This window comes from Paraburkholderia sediminicola (assembly GCF_046027355.1).
Taxonomy (GTDB): Bacteria; Pseudomonadota; Gammaproteobacteria; order Burkholderiales; family Burkholderiaceae; genus Paraburkholderia; species Paraburkholderia sediminicola_B.
Map to the genome: position 1 here is coordinate 222,634 of NZ_JAQQEK010000013.1, position 22,915 is coordinate 245,548.

General features: G+C 64.4%; 21 protein-coding genes. 9 read left to right on the forward strand and 12 right to left on the reverse strand.

Annotated features, from left to right (window positions below; genetic code table 11):
• Positions 1–106: 106 nt before the first annotated feature.
• The gene (locus PQR42_RS23260) at positions 107–811 is read left to right on the forward strand and encodes an SDR family NAD(P)-dependent oxidoreductase (RefSeq protein WP_408387439.1); all 705 of its coding nucleotides are present in this window, start codon (positions 107–109) and stop codon (positions 809–811) included.
• Between the two features lie 80 nt (positions 812–891).
• Here PQR42_RS23260 and PQR42_RS23265 read toward each other — a convergent pair whose 3' ends face one another.
• The 9 genes from PQR42_RS23265 to PQR42_RS23305 form a co-directional block, all read right to left on the reverse strand.
• Complete coding sequence (locus PQR42_RS23265) at positions 892–1,245, reverse strand: RidA family protein (RefSeq protein ID WP_408387438.1); 354 nt, start codon at positions 1,243–1,245, stop codon at positions 892–894.
• 78 nt (positions 1,246–1,323) lie between these two features.
• A complete protein-coding gene (locus PQR42_RS23270) occupies positions 1,324–2,496 on the reverse strand; it encodes an NAD(P)/FAD-dependent oxidoreductase (protein ID WP_408387437.1) in 1,173 nt (390 codons plus the stop codon).
• Positions 2,489–3,895 (reverse strand): FAD-dependent oxidoreductase, encoded by a 1,407-nt coding sequence (locus PQR42_RS23275; RefSeq protein ID WP_408206403.1) that lies wholly within the window; start codon positions 3,893–3,895, stop codon positions 2,489–2,491. Before PQR42_RS23275 ends, PQR42_RS23270 begins: the two co-directional genes overlap by 8 nt.
• The gene (locus PQR42_RS23280) at positions 3,885–4,265 is read right to left on the reverse strand and encodes a (2Fe-2S)-binding protein (protein WP_408387436.1); all 381 of its coding nucleotides are present in this window, start codon (positions 4,263–4,265) and stop codon (positions 3,885–3,887) included. The genes PQR42_RS23275 and PQR42_RS23280 overlap by 11 nt, the downstream gene beginning before the upstream one ends.
• A gap of 7 nt (positions 4,266–4,272) precedes the next feature.
• Positions 4,273–5,421 (reverse strand): NAD(P)/FAD-dependent oxidoreductase, encoded by a 1,149-nt coding sequence (locus tag PQR42_RS23285; RefSeq protein ID WP_408387435.1) that lies wholly within the window; start codon positions 5,419–5,421, stop codon positions 4,273–4,275.
• Positions 5,418–6,215 carry an ABC transporter permease gene (locus PQR42_RS23290; protein ID WP_106307496.1) on the reverse strand — a complete coding sequence of 266 codons (798 nt, stop codon included), beginning with the start codon at positions 6,213–6,215 and terminating at the stop codon, positions 5,418–5,420. The genes PQR42_RS23285 and PQR42_RS23290 overlap by 4 nt, the downstream gene beginning before the upstream one ends.
• A gap of 16 nt (positions 6,216–6,231) precedes the next feature.
• Complete coding sequence (locus PQR42_RS23295) at positions 6,232–7,104, reverse strand: ABC transporter permease (RefSeq protein WP_012432905.1); 873 nt, start codon at positions 7,102–7,104, stop codon at positions 6,232–6,234.
• Positions 7,091–8,170, reverse strand: coding sequence for an ABC transporter ATP-binding protein (locus tag PQR42_RS23300; RefSeq protein ID WP_408206411.1), 1,080 nt, complete (start codon positions 8,168–8,170; stop codon positions 7,091–7,093). Before PQR42_RS23300 ends, PQR42_RS23295 begins: the two co-directional genes overlap by 14 nt.
• A gap of 57 nt (positions 8,171–8,227) precedes the next feature.
• Positions 8,228–9,295 carry an ABC transporter substrate-binding protein gene (locus PQR42_RS23305; RefSeq protein ID WP_408387434.1) on the reverse strand — a complete coding sequence of 356 codons (1,068 nt, stop codon included), beginning with the start codon at positions 9,293–9,295 and terminating at the stop codon, positions 8,228–8,230.
• 157 nt (positions 9,296–9,452) lie between these two features.
• On the opposite strand from PQR42_RS23305, the gene PQR42_RS23310 reads away from it, so the two are divergent.
• Both PQR42_RS23310 and PQR42_RS23315 read left to right on the forward strand, forming a co-directional pair.
• Positions 9,453–10,421 carry a LysR substrate-binding domain-containing protein gene (locus PQR42_RS23310; RefSeq protein WP_408387433.1) on the forward strand — a complete coding sequence of 323 codons (969 nt, stop codon included), beginning with the start codon at positions 9,453–9,455 and terminating at the stop codon, positions 10,419–10,421.
• A 208-nt stretch (positions 10,422–10,629) separates the two neighbouring features.
• A complete protein-coding gene (locus PQR42_RS23315) occupies positions 10,630–11,310 on the forward strand; it encodes an alpha/beta hydrolase (protein ID WP_408387432.1) in 681 nt (226 codons plus the stop codon).
• A 16-nt stretch (positions 11,311–11,326) separates the two neighbouring features.
• On the opposite strand, the gene PQR42_RS23320 is transcribed toward PQR42_RS23315, so the two are convergent.
• Positions 11,327–11,614, reverse strand: coding sequence for a hypothetical protein (locus PQR42_RS23320; RefSeq protein WP_106283485.1), 288 nt, complete (start codon positions 11,612–11,614; stop codon positions 11,327–11,329).
• A gap of 164 nt (positions 11,615–11,778) precedes the next feature.
• On the opposite strand from PQR42_RS23320, the gene PQR42_RS23325 reads away from it, so the two are divergent.
• From PQR42_RS23325 to PQR42_RS23335, 3 genes are read left to right on the forward strand one after another with little or no spacing between them, the layout of a single operon-like run.
• On the forward strand, positions 11,779–12,009 hold the full coding sequence (locus PQR42_RS23325) for a hypothetical protein (protein ID WP_408206419.1): 231 nt from the start codon (positions 11,779–11,781) through the stop codon (positions 12,007–12,009).
• A gap of 54 nt (positions 12,010–12,063) precedes the next feature.
• On the forward strand, positions 12,064–15,501 hold the full coding sequence (locus PQR42_RS23330) for a DUF2339 domain-containing protein (protein ID WP_408387431.1): 3,438 nt from the start codon (positions 12,064–12,066) through the stop codon (positions 15,499–15,501).
• On the forward strand, positions 15,498–16,958 hold the full coding sequence (locus PQR42_RS23335; protein ID WP_408387430.1) for a DUF3999 domain-containing protein: 1,461 nt from the start codon (positions 15,498–15,500) through the stop codon (positions 16,956–16,958). The genes PQR42_RS23330 and PQR42_RS23335 overlap by 4 nt, the downstream gene beginning before the upstream one ends.
• Before the next feature lie 29 nt (positions 16,959–16,987).
• Here the strand turns inward: PQR42_RS23335 and PQR42_RS23340 are convergent, their stop codons facing one another.
• A complete protein-coding gene (locus tag PQR42_RS23340; RefSeq protein WP_408387429.1) occupies positions 16,988–17,437 on the reverse strand; it encodes a MarR family winged helix-turn-helix transcriptional regulator in 450 nt (149 codons plus the stop codon).
• A 62-nt stretch (positions 17,438–17,499) separates the two neighbouring features.
• Positions 17,500–18,645, reverse strand: coding sequence for a glycerate kinase (locus tag PQR42_RS23345; RefSeq protein ID WP_408206427.1), 1,146 nt, complete (start codon positions 18,643–18,645; stop codon positions 17,500–17,502).
• A 546-nt stretch (positions 18,646–19,191) separates the two neighbouring features.
• Between PQR42_RS23345 and tig the strand changes: the two genes are divergently transcribed.
• The 3 genes from tig (at position 19,192) to clpX (ending at position 22,838) form a co-directional block, all read left to right on the forward strand.
• Positions 19,192–20,538: a trigger factor gene (gene tig / locus PQR42_RS23350; protein ID WP_408206429.1), complete on the forward strand. Its 1,347-nt coding sequence runs from the start codon at positions 19,192–19,194 to the stop codon at positions 20,536–20,538.
• Positions 20,539–20,729: 191 nt separating this feature from the next.
• Positions 20,730–21,383 (forward strand): ATP-dependent Clp endopeptidase proteolytic subunit ClpP, encoded by a 654-nt coding sequence (gene clpP / locus PQR42_RS23355; RefSeq protein ID WP_007182010.1) that lies wholly within the window; start codon positions 20,730–20,732, stop codon positions 21,381–21,383.
• A gap of 183 nt (positions 21,384–21,566) precedes the next feature.
• Positions 21,567–22,838 (forward strand): ATP-dependent Clp protease ATP-binding subunit ClpX, encoded by a 1,272-nt coding sequence (gene clpX / locus PQR42_RS23360; protein ID WP_006048928.1) that lies wholly within the window; start codon positions 21,567–21,569, stop codon positions 22,836–22,838.
• Positions 22,839–22,915: the final 77 nt, after the last annotated feature.

Here is a 22,915-nt window from a genome sequence, read left to right on the forward strand (position 1 = left end):
GATGCATATATTAGTTGCATTCGGTGCGGCTTCCGCCATCGCCTATGAACCGCTACATTGGTTTGCGTGATTGACCCAGAAGGATCGCTCTCGATCGAGGATGCCAATGCAAACCACACCTTCGCAGAAAACCGTACTCCTTATCGGCGCCTCGCGCGGCCTTGGCTTGGCGATGGTCGAGGAGTATTTGAAGCGCGGCTACCGAGTCATCGCCACTGGGCGAGCTGCCTCTACAGAAAAGCTTCGGCTTGTCGCGGAAGCCTCCGCCGGCGCGCTCGAAGTAGAGACTGTGGATATCACGATTCCCGAGCAGGTCGCAGCGCTGCGCGCCCGCCTTGAGGGTCGGCGCATCGATGTGCTTTTTGTGAACGCAGGTGTCAAAAACGACGATCGTGAAACGATAGCGGACGTCTCGACCGAGGAATTTATACGGGTGATGGTAACGAACTCGCTGAGTCCCATGAGGGTCATTGAGGCGTTTCAAGACCTTGTTCCGCCGACTGGAACGATCGGTGTCATGTCTTCGGGGCAGGGCAGTATCACCAATGCCACTAACGCGAATTTTGAAGTCTACAGAGGGAGCAAGGCCGCACTGAATATGTTCATGCGTACCTTTGCGGCGCGCAGCGCGAGTTATCCGCGAAGTCTCCTGATCATGGCGCCTGGATGGGTCCAGACATACATGGGTGGCCATACGGCGCGCTTGACCATCGAAGAAAGCATTCCGAACCTGGTCAATACAATCGAGGCTTATGAAGGGCGCTCCGGCTTGCATTACCTTGACTATCTCGGAAGGCCCGTTCCCTGGTGACGGGCCCCTCGCAATCTTGCGCCGCCTCACACGCTACATCGCTGCAGATGTGATTCCTGCGGACGCGCTAACAGCGCCTCTCAACCCAGTGCCACGACCGCGATCTCGACGAGCAACCCGGGTGCGGCAAGCTTCGCTTGCACCGTCGCGCGCGCCGGTGCGTGACCTTGCGGAACCCACGCGTCCCACACCTCGTTCATGCCTGCGAAATCACGGGCAATGTCGGCGAGCCAGACTTGTGCGGAAACTAGGCGCGTCTTGTCGATGCCCGCCTTCTCCAGATAGTCGTCGATCTTTTCCAGCACCTTCGCGGTCTGGAGTTTGACGTCAGGGGTTTGATCGGCGGAAGTCTGGCCGCCGACGAACACGAGGCCGCCGGCTTTCACGACGCGGCTCATGCGCTGGTTGGTTTCGATACGAACGATATCGGTCATGACAATCTCTCCACATGAAGGCGAATGAAACCGCCGCGCGCATCGACCGAAGGCGCGGCGGAGAAAAAATAAAACCGGTTAATGCGTCACGAGATGCGAAGCGCCCGTGCGGGAAGCCGCCGCGGCGCGGCCAAAGCGATCGATGGCAAACGCATCGAGCGAAACGGACGGCGCGCCGTCCAGCATCAGTTCGGACACGAGCTGGCCGCAACCTGGCCCGAGCTGAAAGCCGCTGCCGCAATAACCGAACGAGTAATACAGATTCGACGCCTGGCGGCTCGCGGAAATCACCGGCAGTTCATCTTCCGTAAAAGCTTCGACACCGGCCCACGCGCGGTTCACGCCGAGATGGCGCAGATGAGGAAACAGATCGGTCACGGTCCGCGCGCTGCGCACGAGGCGGGCGAAGTCGACTTCGCCGTGACGATTCGCCAGATCCGCGCTGCCGATCAGTTTGCCGCCGATCACCACCGTGCCGTTGTCGAACTGCTTGAAGGACAACGGCCGGCCGGTTGCGCCGAGCGTCGCGCGGCAGAAGGGCGCCACGCGATGCGTGACCATCAGCATCAAACCTTCGGGATGCACCGGCACGCTCTCGCCGACCTGTTTCGCCAATTCGCCGGACCATGCGCCCGCGGTGACGAGCAACTGATTCGCGCTAAACGTGCCATGCGGCGTGACGGCGAACCATCTTGTGCCGCGCTGCTCGATGCGGCGCACCGGCGTGCTTTCCAGAAAACGCGTGCCGCGCCGTTGCGCGGCGAGCCGGAATGCCGTCGTGGTTCGATAAGGCAACGCGTAACCGTCGCGCTCGACCCAGATGCCGCCCGTGACGTGCCGCGCCAGCGCCGGTTCGAGTTCGAGCACGGTGTCGCGGTCGATCACCTTCTCGTGTGTGAATCCATGCGATTCGAGCAGTGCGACGCGCTGGCGGCACGCGTCGAGTTCGTCATCGGTTTCGGCGATCTTCAACTGACCGGATGCAACGAAGCCGCCATTCTCACCGAGCAGCTCGCTCATGCCGTGCCAGATTTCCCGCGACATCAGCGCGAGCGGAATTTCGGGCAACGGACGTCCCAGCGTGCGCACACCGCCCGCGTTCACGCCCGACGAATGACGCGCGACATAATCGGCTTCGAGTACGATGACCTTCACGCCGCGCCGCGCCAGATGGAACGCGCTGCTCGTGCCGTGCAGGCCGCCGCCGATCACGAGGACATCGGCTTCCTGGATGTCGGTCGTGTCATTCACCGGCGAGTTCCCCGAGCGTGAGCGGCTTGATCGGCGGACGGATGCGGTAATAGCCGACTTCGGCGGGCGAGACACAGCGCGCGTCGGCGATCACTTCGGTCACCGTGAGGCCGCACATGCGTCCCTGACACGGTCCCATGCCGCAGCGTCCGAACGACTTCGCCTGATTCGGTCCGACACAGCCGAGCTCGACGAACTTGCGCAACTCGCCCGCGGTGACTTCCTCGCAACGGCAGACGATGGTCTCGTCGCGCGGAATGCGGTTGATGTCGCGCGGACGATACAGGCTGTCGAGAAAAGGCCGGATGCGCATGACGCCCGCGAGTGCTCGGCGATGCGCGGCGGCTTCGGCATCGCGCGACTCGGACGTGATCGCGCCGAGCTGCGCGGCCGTCGCGAGACCCGCGAGCGTGCCTTGCAAGGCTGCCGCCTGTGCACCGCCGATGCCCGCGCCATCGCCCGCGACGAAGATGCCCGGTACGTCCAGTTCGCCCCACGCGTCGACTTTCGGAGTGAAGCAGAGTTGCGCGTCGTCCCAGCGGTGCGCGGCGCGCAGCGCTTGCGTGAATTGCGTGTTCGGCACGACGCCCTGGTGCAGCAGGATCACATCGGCTTCGATCCGATGCGCCGTGCCTTGCGTCGTGAAGTGGAGCGCGGCGGCGCGCTCGCTGTGATCCGTGCCGATGCGCGCTTCCACGCGCAGATCGTCCGCCGCGTCAAAGATCGGCACGTTCGCTTCGCGCAGCGTGCGGATCAGTTGCAAGCCTTTGCTCAGGAACGGCCACGCGCGCAGCGCCGCCAACATGTGACGCTTCGCGCGCCAGCGGTCTTCGTGACGCGTGGTGTCGACCAGCGCGCGGATCGGCACGCCGGCGCGCACGTATTGCCAGCCGAGCAGATACAGCAGCGGCCCGCAGCCCGCGAGCACCGGCGGCGCGGCGGGCACTTCGCCCGCGCTCTTCAACAGGATCTGCGCCGCGCCCGCCGTCAGCACGCCGGGCAGCGTCCAGCCGGGAATCGGGAAAGGCCGCTCCAGCGCGCCGCTGGCGAGAATCACGCGTTGCGCGTCGAAGCTGCCGATCTTGCCGTCCTGCAGATAATTGACGCCGCGCTCACGCGTGACCTGCCACACGCTCGCATGGGTCAGGTGGCGTGCGCCGGAGGCGGCGAACGCTTCGGCGACGGCGGCGCCCGCCGCGTAGTCCGGCCCGAGAATCTCCTTGCGGCGCGCATCGGCGCGGCCGATGGCGCGATAGATCTGGCCGCCCACGGCGTCCTGTTCGTCGATCAGCACGGTCTTGAGGCCGGCGCGCGCCGCGCGCGTCGCCGCGCTCATGCCGGCGGGACCGGCGCCGACCACGACGACGTCGACGGCTTCGGAAGCGAAATCAGCGGTCATGGGCGTTCTCCAGCGGTGCGTCGGTCATGCCGGTCGTGCCGAAGGGCGGCAAATCGCGCGCGCCTTCCTGCGAACGGATCCGCATGCCGGCTTTGACTTCGACCATGCAGGCCTGGCGGCTTGGCATGCCGTCGATCTCCACGAGGCATTCGAAGCACGCGCCCATCATGCAGAAGGGCGCGCGCGCTGCGCCCGACACGGGCGTCGCGCGAAAGCGCGATATCCCCGCACCGAGCAGGGCCGCCGCGACGGAGCAGCCGCCCGGCACGGACAGCGGCTGATCGTTGAACCAGATGGCGATGTGTGTGGCGGCCGCGCCTTGCGCGCCCGGCAGCGGCTTGAAAAGCGTGTGAGTCGATTGGGTAGTCATATCGAATTCAATGAGCGTGAGTCAGTTCGGCGGCATGCTCGAAGCGGCGCGCGGAGAAATGGGGCAGTTCCTCGGGCATCGGCGCGCCCATGATCCACGGCGCGACGCGCAGCGCATGCGCGGCCGCCAGCGTCACGCCGCTATGACAGGTGACGACGAACGCGCCGGGGTGAGCCTCGGAGTGGTCGTAGATCGGAAAACCGTCGGGGCTATAGACACGCAATGCGGCCCACATGCGCACGAGCCGCACGTGCTGCAACATCGGAAACGCGCGCACGCCGCGCCGGGCGATGTCGGCAAGCACGTGCGTGGTCGTGAAATCGTTGAAGCCGACTTCTTCCATCGAATCGCCGAACTGCACGCTGCCCTCGTCGGTCTGGCGCACGTTGAGCGTCGGATAGTCGAGAAATCGCGCGACGCGCTCGCTCACCAGCACCTGCCCGCGATTGGGCGCGACCGGTGCGTCGAGTCCGACGAACGGCGCAAGCGCGCGATTGCCCAGGCCCGCGGCGAGCACGACCCGTGCCGCGCGATACGTCCCGCGTCTTCCGTGCACGACGAAGCCCTGCGCTTGCGGTTCGATGCGCTCCGCGCGTTCGCCCGATACGAGCCGCACGCCTCGCGCCTGCATGGCGGTATGCAGGCCGCGCAGGAGCTTGAGCGGATTCACGTGACCGTCCATCGGCGTATAGCTCGCGCCGATCACCGCAGGGCCGATTTGCGGAATGCGCGCGCGGACTTCGGCGGCGTCGAGCATCTGGTACGGGTAATCGCCGAGCTCGGTTTGCAGCGTTGAGAGGCGTTTCTCGCGTTCAGCGAGTTCGTTGTCGTTGAAGCAGAAGTGAAAGCCACCCGGTTGGCGCAACGCGACGTCCACGCCCGTCTCCTTCAGCAGCGCTTGCGCGAGTCCCGGCCAGCGCGTGGCCGAGCTGCGCGACCAGCGTGCATAAGGCGACAGGCCATAGCCCTTGCCCTGAATCCAGACGAGGCCGAAATTGCCGCGCGACGCGCGAAAGCCGCCGTCGTCCTCGTCGAGCACGGTCACGCGCGCGCCTTCGCGGGCGAGTCCGTAGGCCACGGCGGAACCGACGAGGCCGCCGCCCACAACCACCACATCCGCAAGGACGTCGGGGCTGGCGCTACTAGTCAATGTCATCGGGTTTCTCCGATCAGAATGCGATCCAGTCCGACCATGCGGTCGAGCAGGATCATCAGGAGGACCGTGCCGACGATCAGCACCGCCGACACCGAAGCGACCAGCGGATCGATCGTCTGCGCGATCTGGTTGTACATGGCGACGGGCAGCGTGGTCGTGCCGGGCGTCGCGACGAAGATGGTCATGGTCAGTTCGTCGAAACTCTGGATGAACGAGAGCACCCAGCCGCCCGCCACGCCGGTGCGGATCATCGGCAGGACCACGCGGCGAAACGCGGTGAAGCGGCTCGCGCCACAGGAGAGCGCGGCGCGTTCGGCATCGCGATCGAGCCCGACGGCCGACGACAGCGCGAGCCGCAACGCATACGGCAGCACGATGATGACGTGCGCGCAGACCAGCGACCAGAACGATCCCGACAGATGCAGCAGCGACAGAAAGCGCAGGAACGCGATGCCGAGCACGACCGCGGGAATCATCATCGGCGAGAGGAAGAAGCTGGTGAGCGCGGCGCGGCCCGGGAAGCGATAGCGCGCGATCGCCAGCGCGGCGGGCACCGCGAGCAGCACGCCGATGCTCGCCGCGGCGAACGCGAGCCGCACCGACAGCCAGAAGGCCGCCACGATGTCGCCGTTCTCGATGATCGCGCGGAACCAGCGCAGCGACGCGCCATCGAAAGGCATCGAGATGAAGCCCTTGTCGGTGAAAGCCACCAGCATCACCACCGCGAGCGGCGCGAGGATGAAGGTCAGAAAGAACGCGTTGTAGACGAGCCCGAGAATGCCGTTCTGTTTCATGATCGCTGTCTCCCGCTCAATCGAAGATGTGCTGGAAGCGGCGCTCGGCGAGGCGGCTGCAGCCCATCACGATCGCCACGTTGGCAATCAGCAGCAGCACGGCGATGCTCGCGCCGAGCGGCCAGTTGAGCGTGCCGAGGAACTCGTCGTAGGCGGCGGTGGCGACCACCTTGAGGCGCCGGCCGCCGATCAGCGCCGGCGTGGCGAACGCCGATGCCGACAGGGCGAACACGATGATCGAGCCCGACAGCACGCCCGGCATGATCTGCGGCAGCACCACGCGGCGGAATACCGCGAACGGCGAGCCGCCGAGCGAGCGGCCGGCCCATTCGACTTGCGGATCGAGCTTCTGCATGGTCGCCCAGACCGACATCACCATGAACGGCACCAGCACGTGCGTGAGCGCGATGATCATGCCGGTCATCGTGAAGACGAGGCGGATGGGTTCGTCGGTGACATGCAGCGCCTGGAGCAGGTTGTTCAGCACGCCGTTGTTGCCGAGCAGAATCTGCCAGCCGAGCGTGCGCACCACCACGGAGATGAGCAGCGGGCCGAGCACGACCAGCAGACACAGCGACTGCCATGGTCGCTTCATGCGTGCGAGCACGATGGTCTCCGGCACGCCGAGCACGATGGACAGCAGCGTGACGGCGAAGGCGAGGCCGGCGGTGCGCAGGAAGATCGTGCCGTAGTACGGGTCGCTGACGACTTCCCAGTAGTTCGCGAGCGTATAGGCGGCGGTGACGCCGGCCGTATCGCTGAAGACGCGGAACGACAGCATCAGCGTGAGCAGCAGCGGCACCAGCAACAAGCCGACGAACAGCAGCAGCGCGGGCCCCGACAGCAGCCACGGCGCGGCGCCGGGACGGGCGTCGTCAAGCGTGGCCATGAGCGCTCTCCGGATTGTCTTGCGTGAGCACGCGCAGGTCGTCGTCGGTCCACGCGAGGCCGACTTCGTGGCCTTCCTCGGGCGGCGGCGCGCCGTGGTTCGGTTGCGCGACGCGCAACTTGCCGAGTTCGGTGTCCACTTCGAGCAGCCATTGATTGCCGACGAAGACACGCGTCGCGATGCGGCCGCGCACGCGCGCATCGCCATTGGCCAGATGAACCTTTTCCGGGCGGATATAGACGTTCACCGTGCCGTCGACATGGCGGCCTTCGTGCGGCACATGCAGCGTCGTGCCCGCGACGGCGACTTCCGCGCAGCGCGGATTGCGGCGCAACACTTCACCGGAAAACGCGTTGGTGCGCCCGAGAAATGTCGATGCAAACGGCGTGGCGGGACGCTCGTACGCGTCGTACGGCGTGCTGAGCTGCGCAATGGCGCCGCGATGCATCACCGCGATGCGGTCGCTCATGGTCATCGCTTCGACCTGATCGTGCGTGACGAGAATCGTCGTGATGCCGAGGCGCTTCTGGATCGCGCGCAATTCGATGTGCATCTCTTCGCGCAGCTTGGCGTCGAGGTTGGACATCGGTTCGTCGAGCAGCAGCAGTTCCGGCTGCATCGCGATGGCGCGCGCGATCGCCACACGCTGCCGCTGGCCGCCCGACAGTTCCTTCGGATAGCGGTGGCCGAGGCCTTTCAGGCGCACGAGGGAAAGCGCTTCGGCGACGCGCTCGTCGCGCTCCTTGCGCCTGACCTTGCGCATCTCCAGCCCGAAGCCGACGTTGCCCGCCACCGTCATGTGCGGAAACAGCGCATAGCTCTGGAACACCACGCCGATGCCGCGCTTCTCGGGACGCTCGTTCGTGATGTCGCGGCCATCGAGCAGAATGCGGCCCGTCGTTGGCGTGACGAAGCCCGCGACCATTTGCAGCGTGGTGGTCTTGCCGCAGCCGGAGGGTCCGAGCAGCGAGAGCAGTTCGCCGCGTTCGACGGCAAGATCGAGTTGATCGACCGCCGTGAAATCGCCGTAGCGTTTCGAGATGCCTTGCAGAGTCAGGAAGGCCATGCGCCTCGCTCCTTCATCAGATCGCGCGCCGCGCGAGGAACCTGCTGGTGCCGCACTTCAGCGTTCGACCGAACGGTTCCAGCGCTCGGTCCATTCGGTCCGATGCTGGTTGATCGTGGCCCAATCCATCGCCGTCAGCTTCGAGATCTGCTCGGGGCCGTAGGGCACGCGGGCGGCGATCTCGGGCGTGAGCTTGACGGTCTTGTTGACCGGACCCAGACCGATGCCTTGGGCCTGCAATGTCTGCACTTCCGGGCTCAACAGGTACTGCACGAACTGTTGCGACAACTGCGGCTGCGCGTTCTCCGCGATGGCGCAGGCCGCCACCTGCAACGCGACCGCGCCTTCCTTCGGGTAAATGAACTTGAGCGGGAAGCCGGTGTTCTGCAAGGCGACCGCGCGGCCGCTGCCGTACGGCGCGAGAATCACGTCGCCGGACTGCATCTGGCCGTCCATCTCGCCGGGCGTCGGCGCCCAGGACAGCACGTTCGGCGCGACTTGTCTGGTCATCGCGGTGAAGCCGGGATCGATGTTCTTCTCGCCGCCGCCGGAAAGACGCGCGAGCATCACGAGCGTATGCAGACCATAGGTATTGGTGATCGGCGGCACGCCGAGTTTGCCCTTGATGCGGCTGTCGGTGAGCGCCTTCCACGAGTCGGGTGGCGGCAGGCCGGCCTTTTTGAAGGCCTCCTCGTTGTAGCCGATGCCGGTCGCCACCATGCCGACGCCAATCGCGCTCGGTCCGAGCTTGGCGAGCGGGTAGACGTCTTGCATCACGGGCGCGTCGTCGAGCTTCGCGCACAGGTTGAGCTGCATCGCCTGGTACATCGGACCATCGTCCATGACCGCGACGTTGATCTGCTGATGGCCTTTCTGCGCCTGCAGCTTGGCGAGCGTATCGCTCGAATTGCCCGCGACGTAGACGATCTTGACGTTATGCGCCTTCTCGAAAGGCGGGATGATTTTCTGCCGGTAGAGCTGCTCGTTCGAGCCGCCGACGTTGGCGACATAGAGCGTCGTGTCGGCCTGCGCGAAGAGCGGAGCGGTGAGGGCGCAAGCGCATAAAAGCGCCGCGACGGCAGTGTGGGACGGGGCGGACAGGCGGCGATGCAACGCTCTTCTCATGACGACGATCTCCAGTTCCGGTGTGGGGAGGCGGGCTTCGCTGCCCGTCGTTGGAATGCAGTGTCGCGCCGGCTGGTCATGCCGTCCAATACGAATAAAATACCTATCCATACATGGATGATATGGATTGAAGGGCGTCGTCTAAGGGAGAATACGGATGAATCTCAAGCACATCGAGGCGTTTCGCGCGGTGATGGTGTCGGGGTCGATGACCGCCGCGGCCAAGGCGCTCTTCACGTCGCAGCCGAACGTGAGCCGTCTGATCGCGCAACTCGAGCGCGACACGGGTCTGCAGCTTTTTCAGCGCAGCGGCGTGCGGCTGATTCCGACGAGCGAGGGCGAAGCGTTCTTTCGCGAAGTCGAGCGCGCGTTTGTCGGCTTGCAGGGGTTGGCGAATGCCGCGGCGCAGATTCGCAATCTCGGCAGCGGGCGTCTGCGCATCGCGGCGATGCCTTCGGCGGGCATGACGCTGGTGCCGCACGCCATCAAGCGTTTTGTCGAGCTATTTCCAGATGTCACCGTGTCGCTGCACGTGAATACGTCGGGCACGGTCAATCATTGGACGGCGTCGCAGTTTTGCGATCTCGGCGTGGCGGTGTATGTCAGCGAGGCGTCCGACTGCGAGGTCGAACAGCTAGCGGATGTGGCTGCCGTTTGCGTGATGCCGGCGGCGCATCGGCTGGCGGCGAAGCGCAGCATCAAGCCGGAGGATCTGGAAGGCGAGTCGTTCATTTCGCTGTGTCACGGCGACGGCACGCGCGCCTTGATGGACGAAGTGTTCCAGCGCGCGGGCGTGCAGCGCGTCATGTCGATCGAGGCGCAATACGCCGCGATGTGCTGCGAGATGGTGCGTCATGGCATGGGCGTGACGCTCGCGCACCCCATCGTCGCGCGCGACTTCGCCGGGCCGGAAATCGCGATTCGCCCATTCCTGCCGGCCACGCGCTTTCAGACCTATCTGCTGTTTCCTCCGCACAGGCCGCGAGAGCGGCTGGCGTCGGCGTTCGTCGAGGTCTTGCGAGCGCTGCACGAGGAACTGCTCGCCGAGGTCGTGGCGCCGGCGCGGAGCGTGGCAGGACGCGGTCGGGCGCGGTCGCGGGCCGAGGCGGGGGGAGACAGGCTTTGAATCGAGCGTCCCACAATCGACAATCGGAGTAGCAGGGGGCTTTAGGGGGAAACAGGCGAAGGAGTCGAGTTGTGCTCGCGTCCGACTTCGACGACTGGACACGATGACAATCGAGATGACCGGTGTGCCTTGTCTCGCTTGGCGGTATATCCTCCTTGTACTCATTCCGATCCTCTGAACCTTTTCTGAAATCGAGTAGCCGCGATACATGACCGAGCAACCGCCCACCATTGAAATTGAAAGTGCGCCGAATCCCAGCTTCGCCGTGATCCTGATGCACGGTCTCGGCGCCGATGCCAACGACTTCGTGTCGCTCGTGCCCGAACTGCGTCTCAACGATGCGCCTGCCGTGCGCTTCGTGTTTCCCAATGCGCCGGAGATTGCCGTTACCGCGAACAACGGCTACGTGATGCGCGCGTGGTATGACATCCGCTCGTTTCAGAACATCAATGAGCAAGTTGACGAAGCGGGTATCGAATCGTCTTGCGCAACCGTGCGGCAATTGATCGAAGCGCAGAACCGGCGCGGCATTCCGACTTCGAACATCTTTCTCGCGGGGTTTTCCCAAGGCGCGGCGATGGCGTATTCAGCAGGGCTGACGCACCCTGAGACGCTTGCCGGCTTGATCGTGTTGTCGGGTTATGTACCGTCGCCGGGCTTTATTGACAGCCGCTTGAGCGCCGCGAACCGTGGCGCGCCGATCTTTGCCGCGCATGGCATATACGACGACGTGTTACCGATCCAGTTAGGGGAGGTCGCGCGCGACTTTGCGATCACGCGAGGTTGCAAGGTCGACTGGAGCGCGTATCCGATGCCGCATTCAGTATGCGCGGAGGAGATATCGGCGCTGCGCGCCTGGCTCGGCGCGCTGCTCGCGGCGTCTTCCTGAAGCGTCCCGGCCGCGCTCAGGCGTCCGGCGTTTGCGCAGGCGCTTGCGTGCCCGGCAGGTCCGCTTGCGCGGCGCCTTCGAGAAAACGGCGGGTCGATTCGAACGCCTGCAGCATCGGCTCGGGCCACGGCGTTTGCAGCATGACCGCCTGATGGTTTTCGAACGCCGACGACAACAGCTTCGCCAGTTCAGGCGAGCGCAGATGACGCAGCAGCACGCTGACCGCAATCGCCGTGGCCTGGCTCGCACCGGCTGTCTGGAGTTCCGAAGCGGTGAGGGCCGCGACCTGTTTGTTGATGTCCACTGCAACTTCCTTGGATGAAATGTGGGAGAGGAATGGCCTGATGGCCGGTGCCGGATTTTGACATGGTTGGCGGCTTGTCGTGAGCGCCCGCCGGTGCGAGGCTGTATTAACGACCCCACGCGGCCCGAGCGATGTCCGTAGGAGATGCTCTCCGGTAGTGGCCATTGCCGCAGTTTGCCAATTCGCTGGCTGATCTAATCGAGGTATTCGCTAGTGCTGATTGCGCGGCTGCGGGAATCAATCCGGTGGTTATTAATGGCGGTATGTCGTCGGAAAAATCATTAAGCATCGTTGCATATGCGCCGTTCACCGCATTATTGGCTCGAAGGCGCGATTTACATGGTATTCTGCGCGCCGATTTTCGCCGTATCGTTGACGTAATACTCGCGGATTAATCCGTGCGTGACCAAACAAATCTCGCTACAGAACACAATAAAAAGAGGGATGCGATGAGCGTGATATTGACCGTGCTTGGCGCGGTGGTCGGCATGCTGGCCGCCTTGTCGAACGATTTCTCGATTCGCCTCGGTGCACTTTTGGGCGCCGCGGCCGGTTTTGCGTTTTCGCGTCTGCTGCAAAAGAAGTCTTCGAATGCCGCGATTGAGCCTGCTGCCAAAGCGGCCACGACTGATAGCTGGAATCCCCCGGGTGAACTGGCGGCGCGCGTCGAGCGGCTCGAACGGGAGATCGTCGCGTTGCGCGGCGAGATTCGTCAGCTGCGTGCGGGAGGCGGCGAGGGTGCTACGGATACTCATGCGCAGGCCGCCGACACTGCGGCGGTCGAGCCGCGGCCATCGGACGCCGCGTCGAGTCCTGACGCAATCCCGCCTGCAAATGAGCCGACGGCACGTCCGCAGCCTGAGGTACCGGCGATGCAACCTGCCGCCGTGCGTTCATCGGCAAGCGCCGAAGCCAGGGTGCCGGCGGCCGAGCACGCGGCGAGCGCGGCCGACGCGCCAGGCACACCAGGCACATTAGGCACACCGAGTGCGCTGAGCACACCGAGCGCACCAAGCGCCACTCCGGTCGCCCCAACCGCCCAACCCACTTCCGCCCAGCCGCCAGCGTCAGCGCCGCTGCCTCCCGTACCACCTTCACCACCCGCGCCCCCGCGTGGCCCCGGTCTCGCCGAACGTCTCCTCAAAGCGGGCCGCGACTGGCTTCTAGGCGGCAACACGGTCGTGCGGGTCGGCATCATCGTGCTGTTTTTCGGCATTGCCTTCCTGCTCAAGTACGCCGCCGACAACAGCCTGCTGCCGATCGAATTCCGCCTCGCCGGTGTAGCGTTGGCGGCGACGGCCTTGCTCGTGCTCGGCTGGCGCATCGGCGAGCGACGCGGCGCGTATGGGCTGATCCTGCAGGGCGGCGGCGTCGGCGCGCTGTATCTGACCGTGTTCGCGGCCACGAGGCTTTACCACCTGCTACCGGCGGGCGCGGCCTTGCCGCTGATGGTCGCGATCTGCGCGCTCAGCGCGTTTCTGGCGGTGCGGCAGAGCGCCTCGTCGCTAGCCTTCATGGGCAGCGCGGGCGGTTTTCTCGCGCCGGTATTGCTGTCGACGGGCGGGGGCAGCCACGTGATGCTGTTCAGCTACTACGCGCTGCTCAACGCGGGCATCTTCGCGATCGCCTGGTTCAAGGCGTGGCGCCCGTTGAATCTGCTCGGCTTCGTGTTCACGTTTTCGATCGGCGCCGCGTGGGGCGCGATGGCCTACCGCCCCGAGTTGCTCGCCAGCACCGAGCCGTTCCTGATTCTGTTTTTCCTGATGTACGTCGGCATCGCACTGCTCTACGCGGTACGGCGCGAAATCGCGCTCAAGCATTACGTCGACGGCACGCTGGTGTTCGGCACGCCGCTGGTGGCGATCGGCCTGCAAGCCGCGTTGATGAAGAACACCGAGTTCGGTCTGGCGTGGAGCGCGGTGGCGCTGGCCGCGTTCTACCTTGCAATCGCGGGCTGGCTCTCGCGGCGCCGCGAACGCCTCGGCATGATGTTCGAGGCCATGCTCGCGCTTGCGGTGATCTTCGCCACGCTCGCCGTGCCGCTCGCATTCACCGGACCGACGACGAGCGCGACCTGGGCCATCGAAGGCGCGGCGATCACCTGGCTCGCCGTGCGTCAACGGCGCCTGACCGCGTTCGGCTTCGGCCTGCTGCTGCAACTGGCGGCGGCGGGCGCCTACGCGGTCGGCACGATCACGCAGAGCCACGACGCGAGCGTCTGGCCGGTCCTGAACGGCGCCTACATCGCGTCCGTGCTGATCGCGCTCGCGGGCATCTTCACGGGATGGCGTTTGCACGGCCGCAGCGAAGCTCGCGAATGGCACTTGTGGATGCCGCAGATCGGGCTCGTCGCGAGCGTGTGGGGTTTGTTGTGGTGGACCTTCGGCGGCCTTTACGAAATCCATGCGTACACGAGGGCTCATCTTGGCTACGAGCACGCCCGCTTCGACACCGCCGCCGTCGCGCTCTTCGCCGTGCTGACGGCGTGGCTCGCTCACGGCGCGCGCCGCACGCTGCGCTGGCCGCTTGCCGAATTGCCGGCGCTGGCGCTCGTGCCGGTCCTCGCGTTGCTGACCGCGGGCCTCTTCACGTTGGGCATGGCGCCCGTGAGCGGCTACGGCTGGCTGCTCTGCGCGCTTGCCGCGCTCTCGGCGTATGGGTTGCTCTGGCGCCAGCAACGTGACGTGAGCGACATCCTGCTCGCGCCGCTGCATACGCTGATGTTCTGGACGGCCGGCGCGCTCGCCGCGCTCGAAGGCTACTGGGGTTTGCGGGCCTACGTGCCCGAAGGCGCGTGGAGCTGGAGCGCGTGGGCGTACGGCTTCGGCGTGCTGCTGCTATTGCTGGTGGGCGCCGGCCATCGTCTGCGCTGGCCGGTCGCGCGCTTCATGCAGGCGTATCAGGTGTGGGCCGCGGCGCCGCTTGCCGTTCTGCTGTGGGCGTGGAGTATCGCAAGCGTGATGAGCGACGGTAGCGCCGCGCCGCTCATGTGGCTGCCGATCCTCAATCCGCTCGACGTCGCGCAGATCCTCGCGTTCCTCGCCTGCGCGGTATGGCTGCGCAGACTGCGCGCGTTGGGTGTGCAATGGCATCCGCGCGCCTTCGACTACCTGGTGCTCGCCACGCTGTTCCTATGGTTCAACGCGCTGCTTTTGCGCACGCTGCATCATCACTTTCACGCGGCGTACGATATCGATGCGGTGCTCGCGTCGTTCAGTCTGCAGCAGGTGTTTCTGGTCGGGTGGAGCGCATTCGCTTTTGCCGGATTGTGGCTCGCGCGCCGCGACAGTATCGTGCGGCTGTGCGCGATCGCGTCGACGCCGCTCGTGCTGGTGATGTGGATATGGACGTTCTTTGCGAACCTGACGCAGGACGGCGGCACGTGGGCGCGTCTGCCGTTGCTCAATCCGCTCGACCTGGTGCAGGCGGCGATATTCGCGCTGGCGGCGTTCTGGCTCGTGCGGATACACCGGCTCGGCGTGCCGATCGGCGAATATCGCGTGCCCTTGCAGGTGGCGGCCGGCGCGACCGGATTCTTCTGGCTGAACGCCATGCTGCTGCGCACGCTGCATCATTGGACCGGCGTGCCGTACGAGCTCGATACCATGTCACACTCGATGCTCGTGCAGGCGTCAATATCGGTATTCTGGACCGTGTGCGCGCTTGCCATGATGATCTGGGCGACGCGCCGGGCGAGCCGGATGTTCTGGTTCATCGGCGCCGCGCTGCTGGCGGCGACCGTGGTCAAGCTGTTCCTGTTCGACCTGTCTCACGTGACCGGGATCGAGCGGATCGTTTCGTTTATCGGCATCGGTTTGATGTTGTTGCTGATCGGCTACTTCTCGCCGTTACCGCCTAAGGCTCTGGTCGTGGAAACTAAGCAATGAAGCGTGCCTTTACATTGACCGGCTGGTGTTTTGCGATCGTGGCGACGTGGGCGTCCGCGCCCGCGGTCGCGGACGATGATTTCGCGCAGCATTTTGCGCTTCAACTCGACGACGGCGCTGCGTACTACAGCGTGACGCTGCCGGCGGCGGTCTACGCGGCAAGCCAGCGTCACGATCTCGGCGACGTGCGCATCTTCAACGGCACGGGCGAGCCTGTGCCGTACTCGCTCGAGGCGCCACGCGAGTCCGCGCGCACACCGCCCACGCTGCGTCAGGCGCGCTGGTTTCCGTTGCCGCCCACCGCCGCCGGCAGTTCCGGCGCGCCGCTCGGCGTGACGATCGGCGCCGACGGTTCGCTGCGCGCGACCTCGGCGCCGCCGGCCCGCGCGCAACACGACACCGACCTGATCGACCTCGGACGCGTGTCTCAAACAAGCCGCGTGACTGCGCTAGTCATGCACCTGCGCGACGACAACTACCAGGGGCGCGTCACAGTCGAAGCGAGCGACGACTTGCGTCACTGGCAACCCGCCGGCGATTCGCAACTGCTCAAGGTCAGTTACAACGGCAGCACGCTGAGTCAGGACCGGGTCGAGCTGGACGGCCTGCGCGCGCGTTACCTGCGTTTGCGCTGGCTCGACGGCGCGCCGTATGTCGAGTCGTTGGACATGGAGATACAGGCGCTTGCGGCCGACGCCGCGCAACGCGTGGAGCGGGCGTGGCGCGAAGGCATCGTCGCGCACGCGGGGCCGAAACCCGGCGAGTATTTCTTCAGCACCGGCGGCCCGTATCCCATCGACCGGTTGCGCCTGAACCTGCCTCAGCCGAATACGGTTGCGCCCGCGGTCGTCTATTCGCGAACGGGGCTCGATACGCCGTGGCGCGAAGTCGCGGGCGCGACATTGTTCCGCCTGCACAACGGTGACGTGGAGCAAAGCAATCCTTCGCTCGAATTGACGCCGGACACGGATCGTCAATGGCGTGTGGTGGTCGACCCGCGCAACGGCGGACTCGGCAGCGGGACACTGACCGTTGCGGCGGGCTGGCGTCCGGCGACGCTGACGTTCGTGGCGCGTGGGACCGCGCCGTTCACCTTGGCGGTGGGTAGCGCGACGACGGTGTCCTCGGCGGTGACCAGGGACGATCTGTTGATGGGCGCCTCAGCAGTCCCGGCGACGGCGCGCCTGGGCGACGCGCTGTCACCCGAGCAGGCCGCTAGGGCGCAGTCCGCGAAGGATCCGGATGCGATGCGCCGCTATTTGCTATGGGCGGCGCTGCTGCTGGCCGTCGGTTCGCTCGCGGCGATCGCATGGCGGCTCGCGCGTGGTGCTCATGCGCAGGCGGGCGTTACGCCCGGTGGCGCAGCGGGCGCGTCTGAAGGGTCCGGGGTAGCGAACGCGACGGCTAACGATCCCGGCGCCGGCGACGCGAACGGGCAGGGCGACCGCAAAGGCTAATGCAGCGCCCGCGTGCGGCGCGCCGCAGATCACTCCTCGCGCGCCGTCATCGTGCCGATGATCTTGTCGAGCGCGTGGCTGAAGGCGAGCTTCTCCTGCTCATCGAGACAGTCGAACATATCGCCGTTCCATTTGCGCGCGATCGGCATCACCTTTCGATACAGCGCGCGGCCTTCCGGCGTTAGCGACACCAGCACGACGCGGCCGTCTTCGGCGCTCGCCTCGCGTTTCACGAGTCCCTGCTTGATCAACGCTTCGGCGGCGCGGCTTGCCTGGCTTTTGTCGAGATTGGCATGCCTTGCCAGTTCCATGATCGAGAACGGCCCGAACGATCCCACCGACGCAATCACGCGTGCTTCAGGCAAGGTCACCCCGAGCTTGTTCTGATAGCGTTCGCTGATGCCGCGTTCGGCGAGTTTGTTGAGGACATGCAGACGGTACGTCAGGAACTGTTCGAGCCCGGCTTTGGCGTCCTTCATGGTCTTCCCGTAGTGTGTGAGCGGTCGCGGCGCTGTGATTGTTGCCGCAACCGTCTTGCCGGTCAACGCGTGCCGTATTTCAGGCGCGTCAACTGTTCGGCTTCGTCCGCCAACAGGCGCGCCGCGTCGCGAATCGCGACTTCGAGCGTGATCGGCCCGGGCGCCGGCGAGAAGCAGCCGCTGAAATATTCGGCAAGGCGCGGCAAGGCGGCGGAGTCGACGCCGCCAGAGAGGAGCGTGGCCGGCACGCCGGCCGCCTGTGCGTGACGGCAGGCGATGAAGGGCGCCTTGCCGTGCAGCGTTTGCACATCCGAGCGGCCTTCGCCGGTGATCAGCCAGTCGGCGCCCTCGAGCGCGGCGTCCAGGCCGATTTGCCGCGCGACGGTTTCCGCGCCCGGTTCGAACTGCGCGCCGAGCATGTGCAGCGCGAAGCCGAGACCGCCGGCCGCGCCCGCGCCGGGCAGTTCGCGCGCCGTGCGGCCGAGCGCCGGTTCGAGCAGGTCGGCGAAGCGGGCAAGCGCTGCGTCGATCGCGGCCACCTGGTCCGGCTTCACGCCCTTTTGCGGACCGAATACCGCGGTGGCGCCGTGATCGCCGGTGAGCGGATTGTCCACGTCCGACATACCGACGAACTGCGTGTCGGCAAGGCGCGCGTCGAGTTGCGATACGTCCACTCGGGCGAGACGGGCGAGTTGTTCCGGTGTGGCGTCGAGTTCATTGTCCTGGGTGTCGAACAGCTTGAGGCCGAGGCCGGCCAGCAAGCCGGCGCCGCCGTCGTTCGTGCTGCTGCCGCCAAGCGCGACGAAAAAGCGCCGCACGCCGGCGTCCATCAGCGCGCGAATCGCCTCGCCCATGCCGCGTGTGCTGCGCGCCTCGACGGGCACCCCCATTCCCACCGGGTCAGTAATGCCGACGACCTCCGCCGTTTCGATGATCGCGCTGCCGTCGGCGAGCAGGCCCGTGAGCGCGTCGCGCACCGGACCGGCCGCGCCGCGCACGCTCAGCGTACGGCGTTCGCCGCCGCTCGTGAGCATGGCGTCGAGTGTGCCTTCGCCGCCGTCGGCCATCGGGCAGATGCGCACCTCCGCGGCGGGACGGGCGCGCTTGATGCCCGCTGCGATCGCTTGCGCGACCTGTTCCGCGCTGAGCGAGCCTTTGAAGGAATCGGGAGCAATGACGACGACGGGCGAGGACGGCGAATTCGGCATGGTGTCTCTGAATGGTTGGAATCGTTGCGAGGGCGGGTGAAATGTCGAGATGCGGGCGCAGCCCCGAGCGCGTCCATTAGCTTATCAGCATGGGCGCGCCGACTGAATATGTCGAATGGCATAGCCGGCATTGACAGCGGTAGCGCGTGCATGTGCTTCTGTTTTTGTCTGCGCCGGGAATGAAGCGAAGTTGTTGGGAAAAATTCGTGCAGGCAGGCGCGGCGTAACAGCGGCGCGGCGCCCCGGCCGCACTGGAACAGTGCGCAAACGGGCCTGAAACAGCGTGGAAAGCGGTCGGAATCCGAGCAAAATCGCGATAAAAACGCGCCCATTCATCGAATCCCGGCTAGGCGCGCAAATAGTTTGCTAAAATATTCGGCTCTTTGGACTCAACCGTGCTGCCGGCGGCCTGCAAGCCCGCGGCGCAGGCGCGCAATCGATGCGAAGCGACCCAAACGCGACCAAAAACGCGAGATCGCGCGACATCGACAAGCGGCACGGAGAAGATAACTGATTCGCTCGAATAATTTTAGGACGATTGAAGCCATGGCTAACGTTGTTGAAAACCTCGGCAAGCTCGAACGCCGCGTAACGATTTCCCTGCCGAAGGACGCCGTGCAGAAGGAAGTGGACTCGCGTATCCGCCAACTCGCGAAGAACGTGCGCATGCCGGGTTTCCGCCCGGGCAAGGTGCCGCTCAAGATGGTGACGCAACAGTATTCGGGCCAGGTGGAAGCCGAAGTGCTGAGCGACAAGGTCGGCAAGGAATTCTTCGACATCAGCCGCACCGAAAACCTGCGCGTCGCCGGTCAGCCGAGCTTCGCGCCGAAGTCCGACGCGACTGAAGGCGACTACGCGTTCGACGCGACGTTCGAGGTGTATCCGGAAGTGAAGCTGGGCGACGTCGCCACGGCTGAAATCGAGCGCACCACGACCACCATCAGCGAAGCGGAAATCGACCGCACGCTGGACATCCTGCGCAAGCAGCGCGTGCACTTCCACGCTCGCGGCGAAGCCGGCGAGCACGGTGACGGCGGCGGCGACACGGCGGCGAAAGAAGGCGATCGCGTGACGGTCGACTTCGTCGGCAAGATCGAGGGTGAAGTGTTCCAGGGCGGCAGCGCTGACGACTTCGCGTTCGTGCTGGGCGAAGGCCGCATGCTGCCGGAATTCGAAAAGGCAGCCACGGGCCTGAAGGTCGGCGAATCGAAGGAATTCGATCTGGCGTTCCCTGAGGACTATCACGGCAAGGATGTCGCCGGCAAGACCGCGCAATTCACGATCACGATGAAGAAGATCGAGTGGCCGCACCTGCCGGAAATCGACGCTGAATTTGCGAAGTCGCTCGGCATTGAGGACGGCGATCTGACCAAGATGCGCGCGGAGATCAAAGACAATCTCGAACGCGAAGCGAAGCGTCGTACGCAAGCCATCGTCAAGAACCAGGTGATGGACGCGCTGTTGAAGATTTCCGAGCTGGACGTGCCGAACGCACTGATCGAACAGGATCAGGAACGCCTCGTCGCGATGGCGCGTCAGGATCTGGAGCAACGCGGCGTGCCGAACGCCAAGGATGCACCGATCCCGGCTGCGATGTTCAAGGAGCAGGCTGAGCGCCGCGTCAAGCTGGGCCTCGTGCTGGCCGAACTGGTCAAGGCCAACGAGCTGCAGGCCAAGCCGGAGCAGATTCGTGCCGAAGTGGATGAATTCGCGAAAAGCTATGAAGACCCGAAGGAAGTCGTCCGCTGGTATTATTCCAACCAGCAACGCCTTGCCGAAATGGAAGCGTACGTCGTTGAAGCCAACGTCGTCGATTTTGTCCTCAGCAAGGCCAAGGTGGCGGACAAGGAAGTGAGCTTCGAAGAACTGGCAAGCGCAACGGCGCAAGCGTAAGCGTCGCTGCAACGGCGTGCCGGCTGTCGGAGCGACGGCCCGCACGCCATTTTTTTGTGCTGTGAATGTGTATTGCGTTTTGTATCGTGTTGCACGGCGCGCATACACTGATCGCGCACTTGAATACGGCGTTGTCGACCACACCTGTCCAGCATCTAATATTTAGAATATTTCAGACAAGGATCCACTGCATGACCTTTCGCGCTCAAATGCTGGACACGTTGACCTCCCAGTCGTCGCGGGATCTCGAAGCGCAGGCGCTCGGACTGGTGCCGATCGTCGTGGAAACGAGCGGCCGGGGCGAGCGCTCGTATGACATCTATTCCCGTCTGCTGAAGGAACGCATTGTGTTCCTGGTCGGTGAAGTGAACGACCAGACGGCCAATCTCGTCGTCGCGCAGATGCTGTTCCTCGAAAGCGAGAATCCGGACAAGGACATCAGTTTCTACATCAACAGCCCGGGCGGCTCGGTTTCCGCCGGTATGGCGATTTATGACACGATGCAGTTCATCAAGCCGGACGTCTCCACGCTGTGCATGGGTCTTGCGGCCAGCATGGGCGCATTCCTGCTGGCGGCCGGCGCGAAAGGCAAGCGTTTTGCTCTGCCGAATTCGCGCGTGATGATTCACCAGCCGCTCGGCGGCGCGCGCGGTCAGGCGTCGGACATCGAAATTCAGGCGCGTGAGATCCTGTATTTGAAGGAGCGGCTGAATCATCTGCTCGCGCATCACACCGGTCAGCCGGTCGAACGTATCGCACGCGACACCGACCGCGACAACTTCATGTCCGGCGACGACGCGCAAGCTTACGGCCTCGTCGACCAGGTGGCGCACAAGCGTCCTTGAGATGGTGCGTTTTTGCCCCGAAATGGGGCAAAAACGTCGCCGGATCGGTTGTGAAATAATCAAACTTCGTCCGAGTGCCTGCGGCAAACGCCGTCACCTTGGCTCAAGCCCGGCCCCGCCCAAACTGCGAGGCCAGGGCAAACGGCGTATCATGTAATCGAGTGTCCGGAGGCTCACACATCTATGGCGGACAAGAAAGGTTCTAACAGCGAAAAGCTGTTGTATTGCTCGTTTTGCGGCAAGAGCCAGCATGAAGTCAAAAAACTGATTGCCGGCCCGTCGGTGTTCATCTGTGATGAATGTATCGACCTGTGCAACGAGATCATCCGTGATGAGGCTGCAGGTGCGGGTATCGAGGCGGGCTTGTCGAAGTCCGATCTGCCGAGTCCGCAGGAAATCCGTGAAATCCTCGACCAGTATGTGATCGGTCAGGAACGCGCGAAGAAAATTCTCGCGGTCGCGGTGTACAACCACTACAAGCGCCTCAAGCATCTCGACAAGAAGGATGAGATCGAGCTGTCCAAGAGCAACATCCTGCTGATCGGCCCGACCGGGTCGGGCAAGACATTGCTCGCGCAGACGCTCGCGCGTCTTCTGAACGTCCCGTTCGTGATTGCCGATGCAACCACGCTGACGGAAGCCGGCTACGTCGGTGAAGACGTCGAGAACATCATTCAGAAGCTGCTGCAAAACTGCAACTACGAAGTCGACAAGGCCCAGCGGGGCATTGTCTACATCGACGAAATCGATAAGATCAGCCGCAAGTCCGACAACCCGTCGATCACCCGCGATGTGTCGGGCGAAGGCGTGCAACAGGCTTTGCTGAAGCTGGTCGAGGGTACGATGGCGTCGGTGCCGCCGCAGGGCGGCCGTAAGCATCCGAATCAGGACTTCATCCAGGTCGACACCACCAACATTCTGTTTATCTGCGGTGGCGCGTTTGACGGCCTCGAAAAAGTCATCGTCGATCGTACCGAGAAGACCGGCATTGGCTTCGGCGCGAGCGTGAAGAGCAAGCAGGACCGCGACGCCGGCGAAGTGCTGCGCGAAGTGGAGCCGGAAGATCTGATCAAATTCGGTCTCATTCCCGAACTGATCGGCCGTCTGCCGGTGGTGGCCACGCTCGGCAAGCTCGACGAAGCCGCGTTGATGAAAATTCTCGTTGAACCGAAGAATGCGCTGGTGAAGCAGTACCACAAGCTGTTCAACATGGAACGCGTCGAGCTCGAAATTCGCCCGGCCGCGTTGCAAGCCGTTGCGCGTAAGGCGATTCGTCGCAAGACGGGCGCGCGTGGTCTGCGCTCCATCCTGGAACAGGCGTTGCTTGATGTGATGTACGACCTGCCGCAAATGAAAGGCGTTAGCAAGGTCATCATTGACGACAACGTGATTGACGGCGACGGCAAACCGCTACTGATCTACGAAGACGCGCCCAAAGTGGCGGGTTCGAACTGATCGGCTTTCGGGTTCTGCAAAAAAAGCCGTTCATGGCAACGTGAACGGCTTTTTTCGTTTATCGTGTGGTCAGGCTG

Excerpts from the sequence above, each read along its gene's own strand:
- PQR42_RS23260 (WP_408387439.1), top strand. The coding sequence starts at position 107 with ATGCAAACCACACCTTCGCAGAAAACCGTACTCCTTATCGGCGCCTCG.
- PQR42_RS23265 (WP_408387438.1), bottom strand. The coding sequence starts at position 1,245 with ATGACCGATATCGTTCGTATCGAAACCAACCAGCGCATGAGCCGCGTC.
- PQR42_RS23275 (WP_408206403.1), bottom strand. The coding sequence starts at position 3,895 with ATGACCGCTGATTTCGCTTCCGAAGCCGTCGACGTCGTCGTGGTCGGC.
- PQR42_RS23280 (WP_408387436.1), bottom strand. The coding sequence starts at position 4,265 with ATGACTACCCAATCGACTCACACGCTTTTCAAGCCGCTGCCGGGCGCG.
- PQR42_RS23285 (WP_408387435.1), bottom strand. The coding sequence starts at position 5,421 with ATGACATTGACTAGTAGCGCCAGCCCCGACGTCCTTGCGGATGTGGTG.
- PQR42_RS23290 (WP_106307496.1), bottom strand. The coding sequence starts at position 6,215 with ATGAAACAGAACGGCATTCTCGGGCTCGTCTACAACGCGTTCTTTCTG.
- PQR42_RS23295 (WP_012432905.1), bottom strand. The coding sequence starts at position 7,104 with ATGGCCACGCTTGACGACGCCCGTCCCGGCGCCGCGCCGTGGCTGCTG.
- PQR42_RS23300 (WP_408206411.1), bottom strand. The coding sequence starts at position 8,170 with ATGGCCTTCCTGACTCTGCAAGGCATCTCGAAACGCTACGGCGATTTC.
- PQR42_RS23305 (WP_408387434.1), bottom strand. The coding sequence starts at position 9,295 with ATGAGAAGAGCGTTGCATCGCCGCCTGTCCGCCCCGTCCCACACTGCC.
- PQR42_RS23310 (WP_408387433.1), top strand. The coding sequence starts at position 9,453 with ATGAATCTCAAGCACATCGAGGCGTTTCGCGCGGTGATGGTGTCGGGG.
- PQR42_RS23315 (WP_408387432.1), top strand. The coding sequence starts at position 10,630 with ATGACCGAGCAACCGCCCACCATTGAAATTGAAAGTGCGCCGAATCCC.
- PQR42_RS23330 (WP_408387431.1), top strand. The coding sequence starts at position 12,064 with ATGAGCGTGATATTGACCGTGCTTGGCGCGGTGGTCGGCATGCTGGCC.
- PQR42_RS23335 (WP_408387430.1), top strand. The coding sequence starts at position 15,498 with ATGAAGCGTGCCTTTACATTGACCGGCTGGTGTTTTGCGATCGTGGCG.
- PQR42_RS23340 (WP_408387429.1), bottom strand. The coding sequence starts at position 17,437 with ATGAAGGACGCCAAAGCCGGGCTCGAACAGTTCCTGACGTACCGTCTG.
- PQR42_RS23345 (WP_408206427.1), bottom strand. The coding sequence starts at position 18,645 with ATGCCGAATTCGCCGTCCTCGCCCGTCGTCGTCATTGCTCCCGATTCC.
- tig (WP_408206429.1), top strand. The coding sequence starts at position 19,192 with ATGGCTAACGTTGTTGAAAACCTCGGCAAGCTCGAACGCCGCGTAACG.
- clpP (WP_007182010.1), top strand. The coding sequence starts at position 20,730 with ATGACCTTTCGCGCTCAAATGCTGGACACGTTGACCTCCCAGTCGTCG.
- clpX (WP_006048928.1), top strand. The coding sequence starts at position 21,567 with ATGGCGGACAAGAAAGGTTCTAACAGCGAAAAGCTGTTGTATTGCTCG.